This is a genomic window from Limnobacter sp. SAORIC-690, from assembly GCF_002954425.1.
Lineage (GTDB): Bacteria > Pseudomonadota > Gammaproteobacteria > Burkholderiales > Burkholderiaceae_B > Limnobacter > Limnobacter profundi.
In genome coordinates this window covers 108227-129420 of the sequence record NZ_MQVZ01000001.1, presented here as the reverse complement: position 1 = coordinate 129420, position 21194 = coordinate 108227, and the positions used below count along the sequence as shown (strand labels likewise).

The window sequence follows — 21194 nt, the reverse complement described above, 5'->3', positions numbered from 1 at the left end:
TGATCATCCAGCACCTGAAATTCACTTTTCGCTGTGCCCATGCGGCTGAGCATTAAATTGTTGCCACTCAGCCCAGGCACCATGCATTCAGGCCAGTGAATTCGGGTTCATTGACCAACAACGGGCGCCAGTAACCTGTCATAGGCTCGGCCTCAATGCGTTCAATTCGAACGCTGATGGGTTTGCCGTTGGCGACCATGGCCAGATTAAAGTGGGCAAGGTCTTCCTTGATCAAGCGGGGATCGTACCAACCATAGCCAGGCTGCTTGTCGAGCAGAACCCAATTCGGTTTTAACTTTGGGTTGTCTTTAAGGCGTTCGGGGATTGGGCCACCACCGGGTTGTCGGGAACGGTGCCAACCAGTTGCGTTTAAATCGGCATACAGTTTGTCACGGTCAAATCGCAAAAAAGCGCGTTTGTCCTCGCCCAGTATTTCAACACGCTGTTGACCATCGGTGGCCAATGCAAATTGATAGGCATTTGTTTTAACCACTTGCAACGAAAGGCCTTTGGGCAATTTGGCTTTCGCACTTACAGTGGGAATTCCACCCTCCGAACCGTGTTCGGCGTGTGCTAAAACTGTGGTGCTGACAAAGGGGCTTGAAATTAGCAGGGTAGAAAAAGAAAACGCCAGGCATGCGCCCAGCGTTTTCTTCACCCAATTCGATTTAACGACGGGCATTGGCAGTCATCACTCCTTGTCCATTGCCATGCTTCAACATGAAGCTGACAGCTTTGGACGGCAACAGTGAACCATCCGCCTGCTTGGTGCGCACAAAGGTCATGTAAGCACCTTGTGGAACCACAGCGGCCTGATCTGGAATGGTAAAGCGCACACTTTGACCTGTTACAGACAGCTGGGTTTTAGGAATAACAACAGTGCGCTGATCTGCATCGGTCAAGTGAGTTGTCACTGTGTGGCGTACCAAGGTGACTGAGTCGATCTTGCTCATGTCCGTACCGGGTGCCATTTGCAGTGTGACTTGTTGACCTTTGCGGAATTCACGCATCATTGTTTTACCGTCGCCAGCTGGTGTGGCGTTGCCACCTGCAAAACCGATCAAGTTGGGGCGGTTTGGATTGTTCACATAAGGTGGTGAGTAAATCTCGAATGAGGGATCACGACCATCGTTGGGTGAAAAACCAAATGCAGCCAAATTGATGTTCTTCAGGTACAGGGTGGAAATGGGCGCGTGGCCACCGATCAGCACGCGACCGTCTTGCATCAGCAATGCAGTGTTGTGATAAGTGCGGGGGTTGTTGGCCACTGCCATTTGAGTCCACTTCTTGGTAACCGGATCAAAGCGTTCTGCGGTTTTACGTGGGAACTCCACGCCGGGTGCAGCAACGCCATCGCGGTCACCACCACTGAACACCATCACAGAATCATCGGGCATCAACACACCGGAACCATACCAGCGAGTCTCGTTCAGAGAACCAGTAACTTCACTTTGGTAATCAACAATGTTGTCACCTTCTGTTTTCACGGTGTCAATACGTGAGGAGGCTACCGCTACATATCCACCTGGCGAGGTCAAGCCGACCAGTGGGAGTACACCGCCAGCAGTCAGGAAGCTGGCCTCTTTGTACTGGCCTTGAGCGTTGGGGCGCAACGGCATCATGATTGAGAATGTTGAACCGCGCATGCCTGCACCAACCACTTTCTGCAAGGTTTGCTCAGGGTTTCCCGTGGTCACTGTGCTCAAGAGTTTTTGTAGCGCTTGAGGGCTCTTCATGGGCGCGCTCATCAAGGTTTTGGTGAGTGCGCTCATGGCTGCGTTGGGGGCAGTCAATGGATTCAGGATTTGGGTGAGTGACTCCAGACCAGCATCGCTGAACTTCAGCGGGAAGCCAGCGTAGGCCAGATCAGACCAGGTTTGGTTGGCTGGGTTGTAAGTGGCTGCAATATTCCACAATGGCTGGTCGTAAGACTGACCAAACGGGTTGAAGGCCTGGCCACCAGCGTTGTAATACACATGGCCGTTGGGCAGCAGGTGTAGGCGAGGATAAAGTGGCAAGGAGCGCTGCGCTGTTTGCGCATTGACCGTCCACTTGTTGGTCACCGGATCATAAGTTTCGGTTTGTGGGACATTGCGACCGCTTTGTTCTGGGGCCTGTGGGTAGATGGGCTTCAACAGCTTCGTTACGCCACTGGCAACAAACATTTTGCTGTCGGGCAGGGTGATCAGCGCTGGGTACCAGCGGCCGAAGTTCATGTCTGCCAGTTGGCTCCAGGTGTTGGTGTTGGCGTTGTAGGCGCGGCTGTTTTTCAGGCCTTCCAGTTCGGTCAAACCATAACCAATCAAGTTGCTGCCGGGTTCGCTGTAATAGGCCGTTCCGCCGACAGCCATAATGCGGCCATCAGCCAGCATGGCCACGTCGGCACAGAACAGCGCTCCGTCAGCGCTATTGGTTTCTTTGTTGGTGAGACCCGGGATCAATTCGGTGATTTCATAGCCATCCGGATTGGCACCGGAATCCACGTCTGTCGGGCGTGTCCACAAGCTGGCCGCATTTGCCCCTTCTGGGATTCGCATCATGCGGGTTTGGTCGTTAATCGCTTTTTGACCGAAGTCCACCAAAATGCTGAACTCAAAATCCTCTGTGCCTTCAAGCGCGTTGAAATACAGGAAGTCGCCATTGGGTAGCATGGAGATGGTACCCGCTGCAGGTTTGCAGCGTAGCTTGCCATTCGCGCCAATGCCTTCGCATTTGTTGTCTGTTCGAATGCCTTGTAAATCCGGATTGTTATCGTCAGCTACGGAGCGTTCGTAGACAAAAGGCTCCGCAAATGGCTTGCTGAAGGAGCCTTTCTGACCCTCAGGTGCTACGCCTTTGTTGGTGCTGACCGGGTTGAATTTGGCACCGATCAGATCGTCGAGCAGACCGGCTTGTACGGGTAATGCAGTTCCCAATCCAATGGCGATTACTGCAGATAGTTTATTCAGCTTGAACACGTGTCATCTCCTCCTAGCAAGCTGTTTTTGTAGAAGAAAGGACGGTTGCAGCTGTTTAGGTACTGCGACTGTTCTCTCTTGCCTTTGTTAACAGTTGTTACTGTTGAAGTGCATTTTTAGATGCATCTTTCTAAAAATAATAACCGTGATTATGGTTTTGAACAATCGTTGTTATACTAATTAAAGTTAGTAATGCAACGTATAAGAAGGCGATGTTTGGATGCTGTTTGAGAAGGATTTGTGAGCAAAGTCAACAGTTGGGCAGAAAAGAAAAACCCCTCAGCTTTCACTGAGGGGTTTTTTGTTTGGTGGCGAATCAGGGATTCGAACCCCGGACCTGCGGATTATGATTCCGTCGCTCTAACCGGCTGAGCTAATTCGCCGAAGACCGAGAGTATAACTGAGCTTTCTTAAAAAAAGAAGAGCTTCTTCACTTCTTTGTCATGAAAGTTAAACCATGCGCTCCACGCGCCACATTTGATATTTCAAGGCTCCCAGGGCGCCAACTACAATGCTGCCCAAGGCCACGAATGAGGCCAATGACAGGGTGCTTACGCCGCTTAGTCCTTGGCCCACGGTGCAGCCCAAGGCGAGTACACCGCCCACACCCATCATCACGGCACCCACAGTGTGGTTGGCAGTGTCTTCGACACCCTGGAATGTTTCCCAGCGAAATGATTTCTCCATCAAGGCGTTGGCAGTGGCTCCCAGAATGACGCCAAAGCAGGCCACAACGCCCACTGTGAGCACCCGTGTAACGTCCGAAAAAAACATCAACCATTCAAGTGTGTAGGCATAAGGTGCCACGAAGCTGAAGCCTTCAGCCCGGTTGGCATATGTGCCCAAATAGGCTGCTTCCAGCGTGTCTGGGTGTTCTGGAATGTAAGCCACCTGAAATACGACCCACCAGGCAGCCACGATAGTGAGACCCACGCCAGCACCGCCAACAATTACTTCTTTGTTCCAGGCTGATTTGCTACCCAATGCCATGATCAGCAGGATCACAGGCAGAGCGATAGCCAGAATGGGTATCAAACCAGCTGGCTCTTGGCTGAACAGATTGGCCAATAGCTCGGGCAAATAGGGGCTGCTGCTAAACTCAAAGCGAACCGGATCAAGGTAGTTGGCGCGAAACACGCCGAAGACGCCTTTGAGGGTCATGTACGCAGTGATTCCCATGATCACGAAAACCATCAAGGCTTTTAAATTTCCGGCACCCAGGCGGATCAATGTTTTGCTGCCGCAACCCGACGCCAATACCATGCCCGCGCCAAACAGCAGGCCACCGACAATACCTGACAGCCAAGACCATTGGCTGTTCAAAAAAATCGTGTCGTTGAGATTAGCGTGACCCGTGATGCTTAATCCCTGAAGGCCAAGTGTTGCAACGGCGATCGCCAGTAGCCACATCCGCATGCGATTCCAGTCACCAAAGTTTACAACGTCGGCAATTGCACCCATGGTGCAAAAGTGGGTGCGATGGGAAATCGCACCGAAGGCAAGGCCCACGGCAAAAGTGGCCCAAAGCACGATGCTTTGAATGCTGCTAAGGTTGATTTCTTCCATGAACCGGCACCTTTGTGTTGAAGTGCCGGTATTTTAACTGTGTATGCGCAAAAGCGCGCATAGTTGCTGCGATAACTTCCCGGGGATTATTTCAGCGCTTCGAGTCGGGCTTTCGCGCTGGCGGCCGCGGGGCTGCTGGGGTATTTGGCGATCAGCTCACCCAGGGTTTTCTTGGCGCCAGGAATGCTTTTTAACTCCAGTTGTGAACTGGCCATGCTGAGCAACGCGTCTGGTGCACGTGGGCTGTCCGGAAAATCTTTCGCCAGGTCGCGTTGCGTTACCAGCGCAGTTTTGTACTCGCCTTGTGCAAACTGGGTGCTGCCCAAAAAGTAGCGAACCTGTGGTTCAAGCTTGCTTTGTTTGTATTTGTTCAGGAAATCCTGAAATTGCAGGGCTGCGTCTTTGTAGTTACCCGCCTTGAAATGATCAAGACCGGCTTGGTAATCATTGAATTGTTCGGGCGGAACCGTGAGTTCCTCACCATCAAGTTGAACGGCTTTGGGCTCAAGTTTCTTGATGCGGTCGTCAAGGTTTGTATACAGGATGCGATTGTCTTCCTGTAGCTTGCGAATGTTGTTGTTGGCGACTTCGAGATCGCCACGCAAGCGGGCGATCTCTCGGTCTTTGTCACTCAGGGACTGGGCCAATGACAGCTGCCCCTGATTCGCGGCTTCCATTCGAGCAACCCGGTCTTCAAGCACCTTAACCTGCTGGCGCAAGTCCAGAATTGCCTTGCGTGCTTCCGTGTCATCAAATATCGCAAATGCGGAATTGGATGCAAAGGCGCAGAACAGGGCAGCTACCCAGGCTTTTTGCTTGAAGTTCAAAGTCATCTCGAATGGTTTCCTTGATTACTGATAAGCGATGTCAGAGCGACGGTTTTCAGCGTAAGCGGCTTCGTTGCTACCAGTTGCTTTTGGCTTTTCTTTGCCGAAGCTGACTGTTTCAATCTGACCTTCTTTTACGCCCAAAGCCAACATCAGCGTTTTCACTGCGTCGGCACGGCGCTGGCCCAAGGCCAGGTTGTATTCAGCGCCACCGCGTTCGTCGGTGTTGCCTTGAATAACAACTTTGCGGTTGGGGTTGGCAACCAGGTATTTGGCGTGGTTTTGAACCAGCTCACGGTACTCTGACTTGACAGTGTAGCTGTCGTAGTCGAAATAAACGCTGCGCTTGGCCAGCACGCCTTGAGGATCGTTCAGGGGATCGGCATCACCTGGGGTTACTGTGGGTACGGCGCGGCCGTCACCAGAACCAGGCGCTGTGCCGGTTTTTGATTCAACTGTAGGCTTGTCGTTCAAAGGAACGGCAGAGCTACAAGCGGCCAATACGGCCACCATTGCGGAAATCGCCAAGTACTTGACCATTGAGTGTTTCATTTTTTTTCTCCAGACCTAAAGAATGTTTAGTGTAAAACCAGTTAAAACAAATTCAAAATCAATCATTTATGAACGGGCCCCAGGTGGGTTCCGAAATGTCAGCGCCCGAACTGCTCAAGGTGTACTTGATTCGTCCGTCTTTTGACACCACGGCCAGGGTCCCTTTGCCGCCCGACTTGGTCGCATACAAAATGTAACGGCCATTCGGTGCGAAGCTTGGGCTTTCGTCGCGCCCAGTATTTGTCAGCAGCATTTCTGTGCCACCTGCCAAATCCAGTGCGGCGATTCGAAATTGCCCGTCTCGACGAGTCACATATGTCAATGTTTTGTCATCGGGACTAATTCGAGGCGAGATATTGTATCCACCTTCGAATGTTACGCGTGCCGCATCACCACCATTTGTGCTCATTCGGTAAATTTGTGGGCCACCTCCTCGGTCAGAAGTGAAATAGATGCTTCGACCATCGTGACTGTAAGCGGGTTCGGTGTTGATTCCACCGGTGCTGGTCAATCGGTTCAGGCCTGATCCATCGGCATTCATCGAGAAAATTTGTGATCCACCATCTTTGGTCAGCACCACTGCAAGTTGCTGGCCATTGGCTGACCAGGCTGGCGCACTGTTGCTGCCTTTGAAATTCGCCATTGCCTTGCGGCGACCTGTTGCAAGTGTGTGAACAAACACAACAGGTTTGCGCGTTTCGAATGAAACATATGCAAGTTGTGTGCCGTCTGGCGACCAGGCTGGCGAAATAATGGGTTCTTTGGATGCCAGCGCTACTTGTGGGTTGGCACCATCGGCATCCGCAATAATCAGGCGGTAGCGACCAGGGGCTTTTTCAACATAGGCCAGGCGCGTGGAAAACACACCTTTCTCGCCCAGCATTTTTTCGTACACAAAATCGGCAATTTTGTGGGCATGCAGGCGCAAGGCTGAGGGTGCAATCACATAGCTGAATTTGCCGAGTGACTTTTGCTGGGCTGTGTCGTGCAGGTTAAAGCGCAAGTCCAAGCGCCCGTCAGGCAGCTTTTTCACTGAACCCACGATCAGGGCGTCCACGCCAATTGATTTCCAGGCAGAGGGGTCGATCAGCGTGGATTCATTCAATTCAACATTGCTGGTGGTGTTGATTGCCCGAAAAAAACCACTTCGCACCAAGTCGTCTTCAATCACCTTTTTGATGTCTTCAGGCAAACCCTGGTTGCCCTGGAAAGGTGCTGCCGAGAATGCAATTTGATTGGTGCCCACCCCGGTGATGTCAATTTTCAGTTGTGCCTGCGCAGATGTTGACACTGCAGCAAACGCAGCGACAGCCAGCAGGGCGCGCGCGGCTCGCTGCAGGCGAAGCCACAGCGTAGTTGTTGATGGTAAATACATGGCTTGGTTGGCGTAGTTCATTGTTTCACTATGAATTAAACGTCTTTTGGACGGAATGAGAGGACAAGCACTGGTTCAACTGAACCGTCTTCGGCCCTGGGTAGCGGGCTGGAGCGCTGCAAGGCACGCTCCACAGCGCTGTCCCACGCTGGCAACCCACTGCTTTTTTTCTGTGTAATAGAGACAATCTCCCCGTTGGGAAGTTGCTTGACCTCGAACACTGCTTCCGGGTTTCCGTCGACTGTGTCGGCTCCGGGAAACACCAGTTTACTGCGTACATATTGCCGAATTCGGTCACTGTACAGCGCTTTGTTTCGACTGGTGCCGGCAGAGGTGCTGCCAGTATTGGGCGCTCCACCCATAATGCGCGCAAGCTCTTCCTGGCGCAGTTTCTTGGCCACTTCAGGATCAATTTTGGGTTCTGGCTTCTTCGGCTCAGGCTTGGGTTCGGGTTTTTTCGGTTCTGGCTTTGGCTCCGGCTTTTTTGGTTCCGGCTTGGGCTCGGGTTTTTGCGGCTCAGGCTTAGGCTCGGGCTTCTTCTTGGGCTCGGGTTTGGGCAATTCGATATCGGCTTTGGGTGGCTCCACTGGCCTGGGTGGCGGCGGTGTTTCCACCACAGGCTTCGGTGGCTCGGGTTCTGGCACTGGTTCAGGTTTGGGCTGCTGCACGGCAATTGGCTCATTGGCCGGCATTTCAGACCACAACACTGCTTCAAATGCAGCCGGTTCCTCGGTGTTCCAGTTCAAGCCCACCACAAAAAACGCCACCAAAGTTAAATGCGCAATCACCGAAACAGTCAGCCCAGCCTTCTCGCCGGTGTGGTCCACCGGGGGGTCAAGGCGTGCCTCAAGCCCGCTTTCCTTGCTCATTTTGGAAAGCAATGCTTGGTGGGCTGGTGTGAATTCCCAGCCATTGCGTGGTCGGGTTAAGTCTGCGCTCATTTGCTTTTCGGTTTCACCAGCAGGCCGACTTTCTGGATTTGTGCGTTATGCAAAGCATCCATTGCATCAACCACGGCCTGATACTGAATGGCTTTCTCGGCTGAAATGACCACAGGTCGATCGGGCTCGTCGGCCTGCAATTTTTTCACTTCAGCAGCCAGGTTTTCCAAAGTCACTTCGGTGGTTTTATTGGTTTTCATGTCCTTGACCAGCAAATTGCCCACCTGGCGTACAGTCACTTCGATGGGGCGCATTTGCTTGGGGGGATTGGTGTTGGCCATGGATGGCAAATCAATCACAGACGGAGTAATCATTGGGGCCGTGACCATGAAAATGATCAGCAACACCAACATCACGTCAATGTAGGGCACTACATTGATCTCGTTCATGGCGCGTCTGGATTTTCGTCCAAGTTCGGCTTTCATCGATTAAATTTCCTGTTGCTCATTGCTGGTGTCGTTGCTGCCATTCGTGCTGCCATTAGTGTTGGCGTTGCAGAATATTCAAAAATTCTTCAACGAAAGATTCAAACTGGGTAGACAAGCGATCAATGTCATTGGCGTAGCGGTTGTAAGCCACCACGGCTGGAATGGCGGCGAACAGACCAATTGCGGTAGCAATCAGCGCTTCGGCAATGCCCGGTGCTACTGAGGCCAGGGTGGCTTGTTGCACATTGGCCAAGCCCACGAAGGCATGCATGATGCCCCACACAGTGCCGAACAGGCCAATGTAGGGGCTTACGGAACCGGCCGACGCCAGGAAGGGCAAGTTGCGTTCCAGAATTTCATTCTCGCGCTGGAATGCGGCTTTCATGGCGCGGCGGGCACCGTCGATGATCAGGGAATAATCTGTTAAACCCTTTTTGTCGCGGGCGCGAAGAAACTCGCTCATGCCCGCTTCAAAAATACGCTCCAGCGGGCCTGCATCGTTGCGGCGCATGCCGGCGCGTTGAAACAGGGTATTCAGGTCTCCGCCCGACCAGAATTCTTCTTCAAATTTGTCGGCCTGTTGCTTGGTGCGCTTCAATACGGCCCATTTTTTGAAAATGGTGGCCCATGAAATGAGTGAAATCATGACCAGAATCAGCATGACCAACTGGACAACCAGGCTGGCCTCTGCGATCAGGGAAATGAACGACATGTCGGTAGAGATATCCATTAACAATCCGCGGTAAGGAAAATGATTTGTTTCTTGTAACGCACTACGGCATCAATTGGTTGAGTTGTTGATACACAGCGGGGGGTATTGCGCTGGGTTTCAGGGTTTCCGTGTTGACACAGCCCACCTTGGTTTTACCCTCGCACAGCACCTCGCCGTTGCGCGTTACGATTTGCTTGAAGACTGCGGAAACTCGCTTAAGTTCAGTGAGTTCCACTGATATTTCAAGTACATCCTCAAGTTTAGCAGAGCGAAGGTAGTTCAATTCTGTTCGGCTGACAACGAACACCAAATGATGGTCGTTCATCAGCGATTTCATGCCGATACTTTGCTGCAGGAACCATTCACTTCGTGCCCGCTCCATGAATTTGAGGTAATTGCCGTAATAAACAATGCCCCCGGCATCGGTGTCTTCAAAATAAACGCGCAGAGAGTACTTGAATGTCATGAAATGGCCCGTCTCTAGTATGCTTACAATATTGTAAGCAGGAGTAGGGCTCTCCTTCGGGGATGTGGGATCCTGCCACTATTAAATTAATTAAATATTCACATTCAAATAACAATGAGAAGCGGAGACCACTGACATGGCGAGAAATATCCCGTTGCTGGATGCATCCTGGCTGTACGTCGAATCAAAAGAAGCGCCCATGCACGTAGGCAGCATGGCAATTTTCACTGTGCCAGAGGGCGAAACCCCCCAACAAGCCGTTGGTCGGATCGTTCAGTTGCTGCGAAACTCCGTGGAGTTTGCACCGCCTTTCAATTACCGTTTGTCCAGCCCCCGCTTGTTGACCTTGATGCCCAAATGGATTGAGGCTGACAAAATTGATCTGGATTATCACTTCCGTCACAGCGCTTTGCCGGCACCCGGCGGTGAACGCGAATTGGGTACACTGATTTCCCGTCTGCATTCTCACCCGCTGGATTTTCGAAAACCACTGTGGGAAATGCACCTGATTGAAGGCCTTTACGGCAATCGTTTCGCCTTGTACACCAAAATGCACCATTCGCTGATGGACGGTGTGGGTGGTATGCGTTTGATGGAGCGCATTTTTGGCAAGTCTGCAAAAGAAAGTATGTCGCTGCCTGCCCCTTGGTCTGTCGGCACCATTAGCCGAAAGAAAAAGAACACCGAACCCCAGCACTTCGCGGACCAGGCTCGGGAAGCCTGGGAGGCTGCAAAGCTCAGTGGGCAATCCTTGCCCGCCGCGGGTCGTGCACTCATGGATTTGATGCGAGAAGCGGTCAAACCCACAGATCCGGCTTTGGCCACACCATTTTCAGGCCCGAAATCAATTGTGAACAAGCGCGTGGGTGGAGCCCGCCGACTGGCCACTCAAACATATCCGCTAGAGCGTATTCGTGCCGTGGCCGAGGCTGCCAAGGTGAGTGTGAACGATATTTTTCTGGCGATTTGCTCGAGTTCCATTCGTCGTTATTTGCTGGAACGTGATGCCTTGCCGTCCGAGTCGTTGACAGCCGGTTTGCCAGTGTCAGTTCGCCCGGCCGACGACCTGGATGGCGGTAATGCGATCAGTTTTATCATCGCAAACCTGTACACCACGGAAAGTGATCCCTTGACTCGTTTGAAGGAAATTCGACGTTCTACGCAATTGGCCAAGGCCAATTTGCAAGCCATGCCCAAAGAAGCGATCAACAACTACACCATTATGTTGATGGCGCCGATGATGTTGCAATTGGTGTCAGGCTTGGGTGGCTTGACACGGCCAATTTTCAACACGGTAATTTCAAATGTACCGGGCCCCTCACGCGACCTGTATTTTTCGGGTTGTCGTCTGGAACAGTTTTATCCAATCTCCTTGATTCCTCACGGGCAGGCTTTAAACATCACGGTGGTAAGTTATTCGGGCCAGTTCAATGTGGCGTTTACTGGCGATCACGATGCCTTGCCTTCCATGCAGCGTTTGTCGGTGTACACCGGCGAGGCACTGGAAGAGCTTGAAGCCGCGTTGGGCGTGACGTGGGAAAGCAAGAGGGTTGAGCCGATTGTTTCTAGCAAGGCAACCACTGAAAAGCGACCTGTAGCGGCGAAGAAGCCGGCGGTGCGAAAGCCAGCCACGGCGAAAGTGGGTGCAAGTAAGCCGGTGAAAGCGGCTGAGGATTGATTGGGACTTCGCTGCTGAGTTGGCGAAGGAAATCTGCAGCCCAGGGCCTACAGCAAATCGCCTTGCTGCGAATTTGCTGCATGCGTGCCCGCCAAACTGGCTGGTGCAGTCAAACCAAAGTGTGCGTAAGTATTCAAGGTTGCAATGCGGCCACGAGGCGTGCGTTGAATGTAGCCTTGCTGAATCAGATAGGGTTCAATCACGTCCTCGATCGTGTCTTTTTCCTCACCAATTGCAGCGGCCACACTTTCGAGCCCCACTGGCCCGCCACCAAATTTGTGGATGATGGTTTCCAGTAATCGGCGATCCATCGGATCCAGGCCCACTTTGTCCACGTCTAGCATGCTTAGGGCAGCATCGGCCACAGCAGCAGTAATTACGCCATCGGCTTTCACCTGCGCATAATCGCGAACTCGGCGCAACAGGCGGTTGGCGATGCGTGGAGTGCCGCGTGAGCGGCGTGCAATTTCCAGGCAGCCGGAGGCCTCTGCCGGGGTGTCCAGCAAATTGGCTGAACGAGCCACAATGCGCGAAAGCTCTTCGGGGGTGTAAAACTCAAGCCGGGACACAATGCCAAACCGGTCGCGCAGCGGGTTGGTCAACATGCCGGCACGGGTAGTGGCACCCACCAGCGTGAATGGCTGCAAATCGAGTTTCACGCTTCGAGCCGCTGGCCCTTCGCCGATCATGATGTCGATTTGATAGTCTTCAAGCGCGGGATACAAAATTTCTTCCACCACAGGCGACAATCTGTGAATTTCATCGATGAACAACACATCGTTGGCTTCAAGGTTGGTCAGCAATGCCGCCAAGTCGCCTGGGCGTTCAAGCACCGGGCCTGAAGTTTGGCGTAGGTTTACACCCATCTCACGGGCCAGAATATGGGCCAGTGTGGTTTTGCCCAAGCCAGGCGGGCCAAATAGCAGCACGTGGTCAAGTGCTTCTTTGCGCGCGCGCGCTGCTGCGATAAAGATATCGAGTTGATCGCGAATTTTTTGTTGCCCCACATATTCGTCCAAATGCTTGGGGCGCAATGCGCGCTCAAAGGCTTCTTCGGCGGGAGTGGTTTTGCTTGGGCTGATGAGGCGATCGGGTTCAATCATCGTGGATTATCTCGGTTAGCCTTTTGACAAATTGCGTAGTGCCAGCTTCAAGCCATCAGTAACACTGGTGCCCTCGGGCAGACCCTTGCAGGCCAGCGCGGCTTCTTTGTCAGAATAACCCAGTGCGCACAGGGCTTGAACAATTTCGCTTTGATTTCCAATTGGCAGTGGCATGCCTTCTGCAATATTGGCGGTGCCGCCCAGTGCCACAATTTGTCCTTTCAGTTCCAATAACAAACGTTCAGCTGTTTTCTTGCCAATGCCGGGAATTTTCACCAGGCGCGCTGTTTCCTGGCTTTGTACGGCCAGCAGAAAGTCGTGGGTGGAAATAGACGACAAAATGGCCAAGGCAGTTCGCGGACCAATGCCTGACACCTTGATCAAGGTTTTGAACAGGTTTTTTTCCGCAATGTTTTGAAAGCCGTACAGGGTGTGCGCGTCTTCGCGAACAACCAGATGAGTAAGCAAGGTGCAAATGCCATTAATTTCCGGCAAGTTGAACAACGTGCTCATGGGCACCTGCAGTTCATAGCCAACACCTTGAACATCGACCAGAACCCAGGGTGCATTTTTTTCGAGCAAAGTGCCTTTCAGGCGACCAATCATTGCAGTTTCTCCACACTGTTCATAATCACAGTAAACTGAATTTGATTATACGCCAAGCGAATTCATTTCCAGCTGGTGCGGCCCTTTCGGGTGCGTGTTTTGAAAATACTGGCAGGCAGGTCTTTGGCAGCCAGTGCACCCAACAGTTTGCTGCTTTGTGCGTGGGTTAAGGCCGCGGCCAAGGCATCGGCCGCATCGGCTGAAGGGTGGGCTGGCAGCTTGAGCAAACGTTTCACCATTTCCTGCACCTGTTCTTTGTTGGCTTTGCCATGCCCAACAATTGCTTGCTTGATTTGCAACGCGGTGTATTCAGTTACTGCGAGCCCACTGTGGGTGAGTGCGGTGAGCACCGCACCACGTGCTTGACCAAGCAGCAGCGTTGATTGCGGGTTCACGTTCACAAACACTTTTTCAACCACGGCCACTTGGGGTTTGTATAGATCGGCCAGTTCGCAAAGCCCAGTGAACAGGGTGTGTAAACGGTCGGGCAGGGAAGCGTCGGAATTGGAGCGGATCACACCACTGGCCACGTAAATCTGTTGGCTTTCAATGATATCGACCACGCCGTAACCGGTGATGCGCAGGCCCGGGTCTATGCCAAGTATGCGCATCACAGCTGAGGGTGTGTGGTGTTGAAATTAATGGCGGAAGTGGCGCACACCGGTCAGCACCATCACAATGTTACGTTCATCGGCCGCTGCAATCACTTCCTCGTCGCGCATGGAACCACCGGGCTGAATTACGCAGCTTGCGCCTGCATCGACCACCACATCCAGACCATCGCGGAAGGGGAAGAATGCATCGGATGCAACAGCGCTATCGGCCAAAGTAAGGCCTGCGTTTTGTGCCTTGATGGATGCAATGCGTGCAGAATCCACACGGCTCATTTGGCCTGCACCCACACCCATGGTCATGCCGTCCTTGCAGAACACAATCGCATTGCTTTTCACAAATTTCGCACAGCGCCAGGCGAACATCAAATCAGCCCATTGCTGCTCGGTAGGCTGGCGTTTGCTGACCACTTTGATTTCACTTTGCTGCACATTGCGTTCATCGGGGCTTTGCACCAGCAAGCCACCACCCACGCGTTTGTAATCAAACTTGTGCATGCCTGTCTCTACTGGAATTTCCAGCAGGCGAACGTTTTGTTTGGCGAAAAATACCGTGCGTGCGGCTTCATCAAACGAAGGTGCAATGACCACTTCGACAAACTGTTTTGCCACGGCTTGTGCGGTGGCTTCATCGACTGGGCGGTTAAAGGCAATGATGCCGCCAAATGCGGAAGTGGGGTCTGTTTTGAAAGCCTTGTGATAGGCATTCAAGGTGCTTTCAGCCACAGCCACGCCACATGGGTTGGCGTGTTTGATGACGACACAGGCTGGTGCATCAAATGTTTTTACGCATTCCCAGGCTGCATCGGAATCGGCAATGTTATTGAAGCTTAATTCTTTGCCTTGCAATTGGCGGTAGTTGGCCAGTAGACCCACGGGCGCCTTCGCCTCGCGGTAGAAAGCAGCACTTTGATGTGGGTTTTCGCCGTAGCGCATGTCTTGCACTTTGTGGAATTGCATGGAAAGCACTTCCGGGTATTCAATGCGAGCGGGTGTGTCTTCCAGTGCGCCTTCAGTGCCTGTGAGGCTGGTCAGAAAGGCAGCAATTGCGCCGTCATAGCGCGCAGTGTGGGCGTAAGCTTTCGCTGCCAAACCACTGCGTGTTTTCAGTGTGGTTGAACCGTCATTGTTTTTGATTTCATCGATGACTTTGCCGTAATCGGCGGGGTCAACAATGATAGTGACGCCTGTGTAGTTTTTTGCAGAAGCGCGCACCATGGCTGGGCCGCCAATGTCGATATTCTCAATTGCATCTTCCAGCTTCACATTGTCGCCGGCAGTCGCCTTGTCGAAGGGATACAGATTCACTGCCACCAAATCGATTGCGCCAATACCATGTTCTTCCATGGCATCCAGGTGGCTTTGCAAATCGCGGCGCGCAAGAATGCCACCGTGAATTTTGGGGTGCAGAGTTTTTACGCGACCATCCATAATTTCAGGAAAGCCGGTGTGGCTGCTTACTTCTTTCACGACCAGGCCTTTTTCAGCCAGCAGTTTGGCAGTTCCGCCTGTGGACAATATTTCCACACCGCGATCGGCCAACGCTTTGGCCAACTCAAGAATGCCGGTTTTGTCGGACACGCTCAGCAGCGCGCGTTTGATGGTTGGATTTGATGTCATGGTTTCAGAGGCCGGTTTTGAGGCGGCCGGTAAAAAATTAATAATCAGATGAGGCCGTGTTGCTGCAATTTTTTGCGCAGTGTGTTGCGGTTGATGCCCAGCATTTGGCTTGCAATGGTTTGGTTCATGTTGGCTTTTTCCATGACCACTTCGAGCATGGGTCGCTCCACGGCAGACAGCACCATGTCGTAAACCGACTTGGCGCATTCACCTTCAAGATCGTCAAAGAACTTGTCCAGGTTATTGCGTATGCACTCTGAAATGGTGATAGGACTTAGATCACTGTCATTGGGTTTCATGCTGCCAATCTTCTTTTTGGTGTTGGTTGGAGTGAATCGTTTGCAGCGGCGAAGTACTGCTGGCCGCTTGATAACCAGTTCAGAAAAAATTCATCAACAATGCGCAATTGTTCGCAGGTGGTTTGCGCCAACATGAGTTGGTCGACCACAGTGTTGTTTTTTCCGGCTGGGCCGCAAAGATACCATTGCAAATGCTTTCGGGCGGTGAGCATGCCCGTTTTCTCTCCATAAAATTCATGGTGATCACGCAAGTGATGCATCATGACATCATGGGCTTCTTCGAGGGTGGGTGGATCAATGTGTTCACCCGTTTTCAGGTAATGCAGTACTTCTCTAAAAATCCAGGGGTTGCCTTGGGCAGCCCGGCCTATCATCAGACCGTCTGCGCCGGTGTAATCCAGCACGTATTTTGCCTTCTCAGGGCTGATGATGTCGCCATTGGCTATGACCGGAATATTGACTGCCTGTTTCACGGCCTTGATGGTGTCGTACTCGGCGTCACCCGCGTATCCACAGGCACGCGTGCGGCCATGAAGCGTGAGAAGTGAAACGCCAACAGACTCGGCCATTTGCGCAATGTGAATTGCATTTTTGTGTTCTGGTGACCAGCCCGTGCGGTACTTCAAAGTAAGTGGCACGCCGCGTTGTTCACATTCAGCATGCACAGCTTTTAAAATCTGCTCGACCAGACTTTCGTTTTGCAACAATGCAGAACCTGCCGCAACCGCACACACTTTTTTTGCGGGGCAGCCCATGTTGATGTCGATGATTTGTGCGCCGCGTTCAATGTTGTAGGCAGCGGCGTGCGCCATTATTTCCGGGTCGGCTCCCGCAATTTGTACTGCGATGGGTTTGGTTTCGCCGTAGTGGTTCAATCTGCGCGTGCTTTTGTCAGTTTTCCACAAAGCGGGGTTGCTTGCCGCCATTTCCGACACAGCATGTCCCGCGCCCAGTTTTTTGCACAACTGGCGGAAGGGGCGATCTGTCACGCCGGCCATTGGGGCCAAGAACAGATTATTTGGAAGTGTTAAATGAGCAATGCGCACGTTGCACAAAATTTAAGCAAATTTCGAGCAGCCCATTGTAACGGGCAGGGCGATTTTATTCGACCCTAAAACTGGAAAAAAACGGAAATTTTTTACTTGACTTCTGTTTGTCAAAGTGGGCCGCAAGGCCTTGCCTGCCCTAGGGGGAAGAAGGCCATTGTATGAAGAATTCTCACAGTACAGGTACTTCGGCAGGATTCATTTTTGACAGGGCTTTGTGCGGTGTCTGGTAATCGGGAATCAGGCTTTCAACCACGGCCCAAAAGCGCGCACTGTGATTCATTTCAACCAGGTGTGCCAATTCGTGTGCAATCACGTATTCAATCAGTTGTGGTGGGTAGTGCACCAAACGCCAGTTCAAACGAACCTCTCGCTTGCTGTTGCAACTGCCCCAACGCGAGCCGGGACTGCTCAAGTGGATGGAAAAGCTGGGTAGGCGTTGTGCTGCCGGTTGTCGTTCAAGCAGCTTGGTGGCCATGTGTGTGAACACTTCTTTGGCATGGGTTTTCAACACTTTCTCAATTGCCTTGTCGCGCTGTAAGGTACTTTCGCAGGCCGGTAAGGCAATGCTTTTTGTCCATGGGTTCAGCATTGCTTTGCAGCGAGGTGCCAGTGTTTCAAGGTGATAAGGCTCGCCCCGAACAGGAATTGGTTTGCCTTCGTCTAGCAGGCTTGAAAGCGAAATGGTTTGTTTGCAGCGCACCTCCCATTGTTTCAGGCGCTGTTCGATCCACGACGATTTCGTCGCAATAATGTCATTGAGCTCGGTGATTGGAAGGCGCAATGGCGCAGAAATTTGCAGGCCTTGGTCACCAATTAAAAACCCCACCGACCTGCGTTTGCTGCGCTTCAGAATATAGCGGCACACGCCCCACGGCAGTTCAATACTGCGAACTTCGGTGGGGTTGGGTGCCGCTGTTAGTTGCATGGTCTAGTTGTCGCCTTTTCCCACCAAAGGGGTTTCAGCGCTGGTGTAGCGATGGGGGCTAATGTTGTGCATCTCACTTTCAATCCAGTCTTCAACCACTTTCATCAGGCTGTCGGCGTCATGGCCTTCCGGTGAAATAGGTGGACCAAAACGCAAAGTGACGGTACCTGCTTTTTTGAAGAATCCTTTGCGTTTCCAGTACTCGCCAGCATCGTGCGCCACGGGCACTACAGGGGTACCTGTGGCCACAGCCAAGCGAGTGCCGCCGGTTTTGTAGCGGCGCTTGTAGCCCACGGGTACACGGGTTCCCTCGGGGAAAAACATCATCCATGCGCCTTCTTTCATGCGTTTGCCAGCCATGGTTTTTACTTGTTCAAAAGCTTCAACACCATTTTTGCGATCAATCGGCACCATGCGCAACACCCACAAAGCCCAGCCGAAGAACGGTACAAACTGCAATTCTTTTTTGTACACCAGGCACAGTTGGCGCGGTAACAGGTTTGCCGGGATGGCAAATGTTTCCCAGGCAGACTGATGCTTGGCCAGGATGATGGCGCCTGTGTTGGGCAGGTGCTCCATGCCTTCAACCTTGTACTGAATGTTGCACAGCAGGCGAAGCATTTTAATATTCAGTGCATTCCACCAACAGGCAAACACATACCTGTTGCGAATGGAAATGAAGGGGGAGACCAAGAGTAATAACGTTGCGTGAATGGGTGTATACACCACCACGTAAACAAAAAACAGGATAGAACCAATGAAGGATCTCACCACGGGCCTCCGAACTAGTTTTAGTTGTTATCGATTGTTGGCGAAAGGGTCGTCAGGCACCAAATGTTCGGCAACTGCAGTCAGATTGTCGAACACCAAGGTGCCTTTGGGCAATTCGTCTTTGCTTTTTTCAAGTGTTTTTTTGCCTTTGCCGGTTTTGACCAGAAATGTGCTGCAGCCCATGCTGGCACCGGCTTGCAAATCGCGAAGTGAATCGCCGACGCAAGGCACACCTTCAAGATTGAAGCCGGTGCGCGCCTGAATTTCCTGAAACAGGCCTGGTTTGGGCTTGCGGCAATTGCATTTGTCATCGGGCCCATGGGGGCAGAAGAAGATGCCTTCAATGTGCCCGCCTGCGACGCCAGCCAGTTCATGCATTTTTTTGTGCATGGCGGAAAGCGTTTCAAGATCGAACAAGCCGCGCGAGATGCCACTTTGATTGGTGGCCACAACAATCCGAAAACCCCCGCGGTTCAAGCGTGCAATGGCCTCCATGCTGCCAGGAATAGGGATCCATTCATCCACGGACTTGATGTACTCGTCTGAGTCTTCATTGATGACGCCATCCCGATCCAGCACGATAAGTTTCATGGACTGTCCTTGCGTTGTGTTCTGGCTTTAAGCGGCCAGTTGCGAAATGTCGGCCACACGGTTCATCAAACCATGCATGTGTTTCAACAAAGCAAGGCGATTGTTTTTCAGCGCTTCGTTGTTGTCCATGACCATCACGTTTTCAAAGAAGGCGTCTACATTGGCTTTCAATGGAGCCAAAACCAGCAAGGCTTGCTGGTAATCACCCTGTTCGAATGCCCGCGTGGCGTGTGGCTCCACCTCTTTCACCTGCGTAGCCAGTGCTTTTTCAGCGTCTACCTGCAACAGGCTTGTATCCACCTCAGCAGAGCCCACTTCGGTTTTCTTCAGAATATTGGTAATGCGTTTGTTGGCCGCAGCAAGGGCTTGCGATTCAGGCAACTGCGAGAATGCGCGCACTGCTTCAAGGCGCTTGGGCAGGTCGGCGAACTGGCTTGGGTTTTGGCTGAGAACCGATTCAACTTCAGCGGTGGAATAGCCTTGGTCTTTCAGGTAACCACGCAGGCGGTCTTGAATAAAACCACCGATTCCTTCCACGCTGTGCTTGAAATCTGGATAGGCGACAAACAATTTGCTGGCTTTGTTCAAGGCATCGATCAAATCCAGTTTCAGGTTTTTTTCGATCACCATGCGAATCACGCCCAAGGCGTGGCGGCGCAAAGCGAAGGGATCCTTGTCGCCAGTGGGAATCAAACCAATGCTGTAAATACCCACCATGGTTTCAAGCTTGTCAGCCAGCGCGGTTGCAACACCCACGGGATTGCGTGGCAACTGGTCGCCCGCAAAACGGGGGCTGTAGTGGTCGGCAATGGCTTGCGCCACATCGGGGTGTTCGCCATCGTGGCGGGCGTAGTGCTCACCCATATTGCCTTGCAGTTCGGGAAATTCACCCACCATGTCAGTGAGCAAGTCGGCCTTGCAAAGCAGGGCTGCACGTTTGGCCTGTTCAACATCGGCACCACACACGGGCGCCAGGGCCGCAGCCAGTTCAACCAAACGACCATTGCGGTCTTTCTGGGTGCCCAGTTTATTGTGGTACACCACATTGGCCAGGCCAGGCAGGCGGCTTTCCAATGTTTTTTTGCGGTCTTGATCGAAGAAGAATTTGGCATCAGCAAGGCGCGCACGCAGCACGCGTTCATTGCCGGTTGTGATCAGTTCGGGTGTGGGTGTCAACAGGTTTGAAACCAGCAAGAAGCGGTTTTTCATCTTGCCATTTTGGTCTGTGATCGCAAAGTATTTCTGGTTGGCCTGCATGGTTAAAATCAGGCATTCCTGTGGCACTTCCAGAAATTCTTTCTCGAAACCGGCCTCGTACACAACAGGCCATTCAACCAGTGCGCACACTTCGTCAATCAACTCGTCGGGTTGCACCACTTTGTCGCCAGCAGCTTGCTCTGCCAAGGCTTTTACAATGGCTGCTTTGCGTTTCCCGAAACTGGCAATCACTTTGCCTTCGGTTTCAAGTTGGGCTTCGTAGCTGTCTGCACTGGCAATGTTCAGCACGCCCTGGCTCAAGAAGCGGTGCCCCAAGGTAATTCGGTCACTTTCGAGTCCCAATACTTGCGCAGGCACCACTTTGTCGCCATGCAGGCAAACAAGGCGGTGTGCCGGGCGTACGAAATGCACGGTGCTGCCATCGGGGCGTTGGTAGCTCATTACTTTCGGAATGGGCAGTTTGGTGGTGGCCACTTCAAGCGCCTTGTTCAGCGACTCTTCAAGCGCTTTGCCAGCCTGGATGCGCGAAATGTGCAACACATCCTGTTTGCCATCGCTAATGGTTTCCAGTTGATCCAGGCCGATCGTGCCCAGTCCCAGTGAATCCAGTTTTTTCTGTAAGGGTGGGGTGGGTTGACCATTGGCATCCAAACCAATTTTCACGGGCAGCAGGCGTTCCTGAATTTTCTTCTCAGGGCTTACAGCAGCCACGTTGGTGATGCGGCATGCCAAACGGCGGGGGCTTGCAAAGCCTTCCACGGCGCTGTTGTCGGTCAAATGGCCTTCATCGCGCAGCGTTTTGCTTAGAAGTTCTGCAAATGCTGTGCCCAGTGTTTGCAATGCTTTGGGTGGGAGCTCTTCAGTAAATAGCTCAACCAGTAATGTTGAATTCATGGATA

General features: G+C 52.4%; 21 protein-coding genes and 1 tRNA gene. 1 reads left to right on the top strand and 21 read right to left on the bottom strand.

All coding sequences use genetic code 11. From position 1 onward, the window contains the following. Nucleotides 1-67: 67 nt before the first annotated feature. The 11 genes from BSZ31_RS00600 to ybgC form a co-directional block, all read right to left on the bottom strand. Nucleotides 68-682 (bottom strand): hypothetical protein, encoded by a 615-nt coding sequence (locus BSZ31_RS00600; protein WP_105027080.1) that lies wholly within the window; start codon nt 680-682, stop codon nt 68-70. Next, a complete protein-coding gene (locus BSZ31_RS00595; protein WP_105027079.1) occupies nt 669-2957 on the bottom strand; it encodes a galactose oxidase-like domain-containing protein in 2289 nt (762 codons plus the stop codon). Before BSZ31_RS00595 ends, BSZ31_RS00600 begins: the two co-directional genes overlap by 14 nt. 306 nt (nt 2958-3263) lie before the next feature. Beyond that, nucleotides 3264-3340 (bottom strand) — tRNA-Met (locus tag BSZ31_RS00590). 67 nt (nt 3341-3407) lie between these two features. After that, a complete protein-coding gene (locus tag BSZ31_RS00585) occupies nt 3408-4523 on the bottom strand; it encodes a YeeE/YedE family protein (protein WP_105027078.1) in 1116 nt (371 codons plus the stop codon). 86 nt (nt 4524-4609) lie between these two features. Next, nucleotides 4610-5356: a tol-pal system protein YbgF gene (gene ybgF, locus BSZ31_RS00580; protein ID WP_105027077.1), complete on the bottom strand. Its 747-nt coding sequence runs from the start codon at nt 5354-5356 to the stop codon at nt 4610-4612. An 18-nt stretch (nt 5357-5374) separates the two neighbouring features. Beyond that, complete coding sequence (gene pal / locus BSZ31_RS00575; protein ID WP_105027076.1) at nt 5375-5902, bottom strand: peptidoglycan-associated lipoprotein Pal; 528 nt, start codon at nt 5900-5902, stop codon at nt 5375-5377. A 58-nt stretch (nt 5903-5960) separates the two neighbouring features. After that, nucleotides 5961-7298, bottom strand: coding sequence for a Tol-Pal system beta propeller repeat protein TolB (gene tolB / locus BSZ31_RS00570; protein ID WP_171100264.1), 1338 nt, complete (start codon nt 7296-7298; stop codon nt 5961-5963). 14 nt (nt 7299-7312) lie between these two features. Further along, complete coding sequence (locus tag BSZ31_RS00565) at nt 7313-8218, bottom strand: energy transducer TonB (RefSeq protein ID WP_206018519.1); 906 nt, start codon at nt 8216-8218, stop codon at nt 7313-7315. After that, a complete protein-coding gene (tolR, locus tag BSZ31_RS00560) occupies nt 8215-8643 on the bottom strand; it encodes a protein TolR (protein WP_105027075.1) in 429 nt (142 codons plus the stop codon). The genes BSZ31_RS00565 and tolR overlap by 4 nt, the downstream gene beginning before the upstream one ends. A gap of 55 nt (nt 8644-8698) precedes the next feature. Then, nucleotides 8699-9376: a protein TolQ gene (gene tolQ, locus BSZ31_RS00555; protein WP_040513351.1), complete on the bottom strand. Its 678-nt coding sequence runs from the start codon at nt 9374-9376 to the stop codon at nt 8699-8701. A gap of 43 nt (nt 9377-9419) precedes the next feature. Continuing rightward, complete coding sequence (gene ybgC, locus BSZ31_RS00550) at nt 9420-9824, bottom strand: tol-pal system-associated acyl-CoA thioesterase (protein WP_105027074.1); 405 nt, start codon at nt 9822-9824, stop codon at nt 9420-9422. 136 nt (nt 9825-9960) lie between these two features. Between ybgC and BSZ31_RS00545 the strand changes: the two genes are divergently transcribed. Beyond that, nucleotides 9961-11502: a wax ester/triacylglycerol synthase family O-acyltransferase gene (locus tag BSZ31_RS00545; protein ID WP_105027073.1), complete on the top strand. Its 1542-nt coding sequence runs from the start codon at nt 9961-9963 to the stop codon at nt 11500-11502. Nucleotides 11503-11549: 47 nt separating this feature from the next. On the opposite strand, the gene ruvB is transcribed toward BSZ31_RS00545, so the two are convergent. The 10 genes from ruvB to glyS all read right to left on the bottom strand — a co-directional run bounded on the left by ruvB (nt 11550) and on the right by glyS (nt 21189). Further along, entirely contained in the window at nt 11550-12605 is a 1056-nt protein-coding gene (gene ruvB, locus BSZ31_RS00540; protein ID WP_105027072.1) for a Holliday junction branch migration DNA helicase RuvB, read from the bottom strand. 15 nt (nt 12606-12620) lie between these two features. Then, the gene (ruvA, locus tag BSZ31_RS00535) at nt 12621-13211 is read right to left on the bottom strand and encodes a Holliday junction branch migration protein RuvA (RefSeq protein WP_105027071.1); all 591 of its coding nucleotides are present in this window, start codon (nt 13209-13211) and stop codon (nt 12621-12623) included. A 62-nt stretch (nt 13212-13273) separates the two neighbouring features. Then, nucleotides 13274-13822, bottom strand: a complete 549-nt coding sequence (gene ruvC / locus BSZ31_RS00530; protein WP_105027070.1) for a crossover junction endodeoxyribonuclease RuvC — start codon at nt 13820-13822, stop codon at nt 13274-13276. Nucleotides 13823-13849: 27 nt separating this feature from the next. Beyond that, the gene (gene purH, locus BSZ31_RS00525) at nt 13850-15442 is read right to left on the bottom strand and encodes a bifunctional phosphoribosylaminoimidazolecarboxamide formyltransferase/IMP cyclohydrolase (RefSeq protein ID WP_105027069.1); all 1593 of its coding nucleotides are present in this window, start codon (nt 15440-15442) and stop codon (nt 13850-13852) included. A 44-nt stretch (nt 15443-15486) separates the two neighbouring features. Beyond that, nucleotides 15487-15741: a Fis family transcriptional regulator gene (locus BSZ31_RS00520; RefSeq protein ID WP_105027068.1), complete on the bottom strand. Its 255-nt coding sequence runs from the start codon at nt 15739-15741 to the stop codon at nt 15487-15489. Continuing rightward, nucleotides 15738-16787, bottom strand: a complete 1050-nt coding sequence (dusB, locus tag BSZ31_RS00515) for a tRNA dihydrouridine synthase DusB (protein ID WP_255411410.1) — start codon at nt 16785-16787, stop codon at nt 15738-15740. Before dusB ends, BSZ31_RS00520 begins: the two co-directional genes overlap by 4 nt. Before the next feature lie 172 nt (nt 16788-16959). Then, nucleotides 16960-17715, bottom strand: a complete 756-nt coding sequence (locus BSZ31_RS00510) for a M48 family metallopeptidase (RefSeq protein ID WP_105027066.1) — start codon at nt 17713-17715, stop codon at nt 16960-16962. 3 nt (nt 17716-17718) lie between these two features. Further along, entirely contained in the window at nt 17719-18486 is a 768-nt protein-coding gene (locus BSZ31_RS00505; RefSeq protein WP_240605603.1) for a 1-acyl-sn-glycerol-3-phosphate acyltransferase, read from the bottom strand. A 27-nt stretch (nt 18487-18513) separates the two neighbouring features. Further along, nucleotides 18514-19077: a D-glycero-beta-D-manno-heptose 1,7-bisphosphate 7-phosphatase gene (gene gmhB, locus BSZ31_RS00500; RefSeq protein ID WP_105027065.1), complete on the bottom strand. Its 564-nt coding sequence runs from the start codon at nt 19075-19077 to the stop codon at nt 18514-18516. A 27-nt stretch (nt 19078-19104) separates the two neighbouring features. Next, complete coding sequence (gene glyS, locus BSZ31_RS00495) at nt 19105-21189, bottom strand: glycine--tRNA ligase subunit beta (RefSeq protein ID WP_105029685.1); 2085 nt, start codon at nt 21187-21189, stop codon at nt 19105-19107. Nucleotides 21190-21194 lie beyond the last annotated feature (5 nt).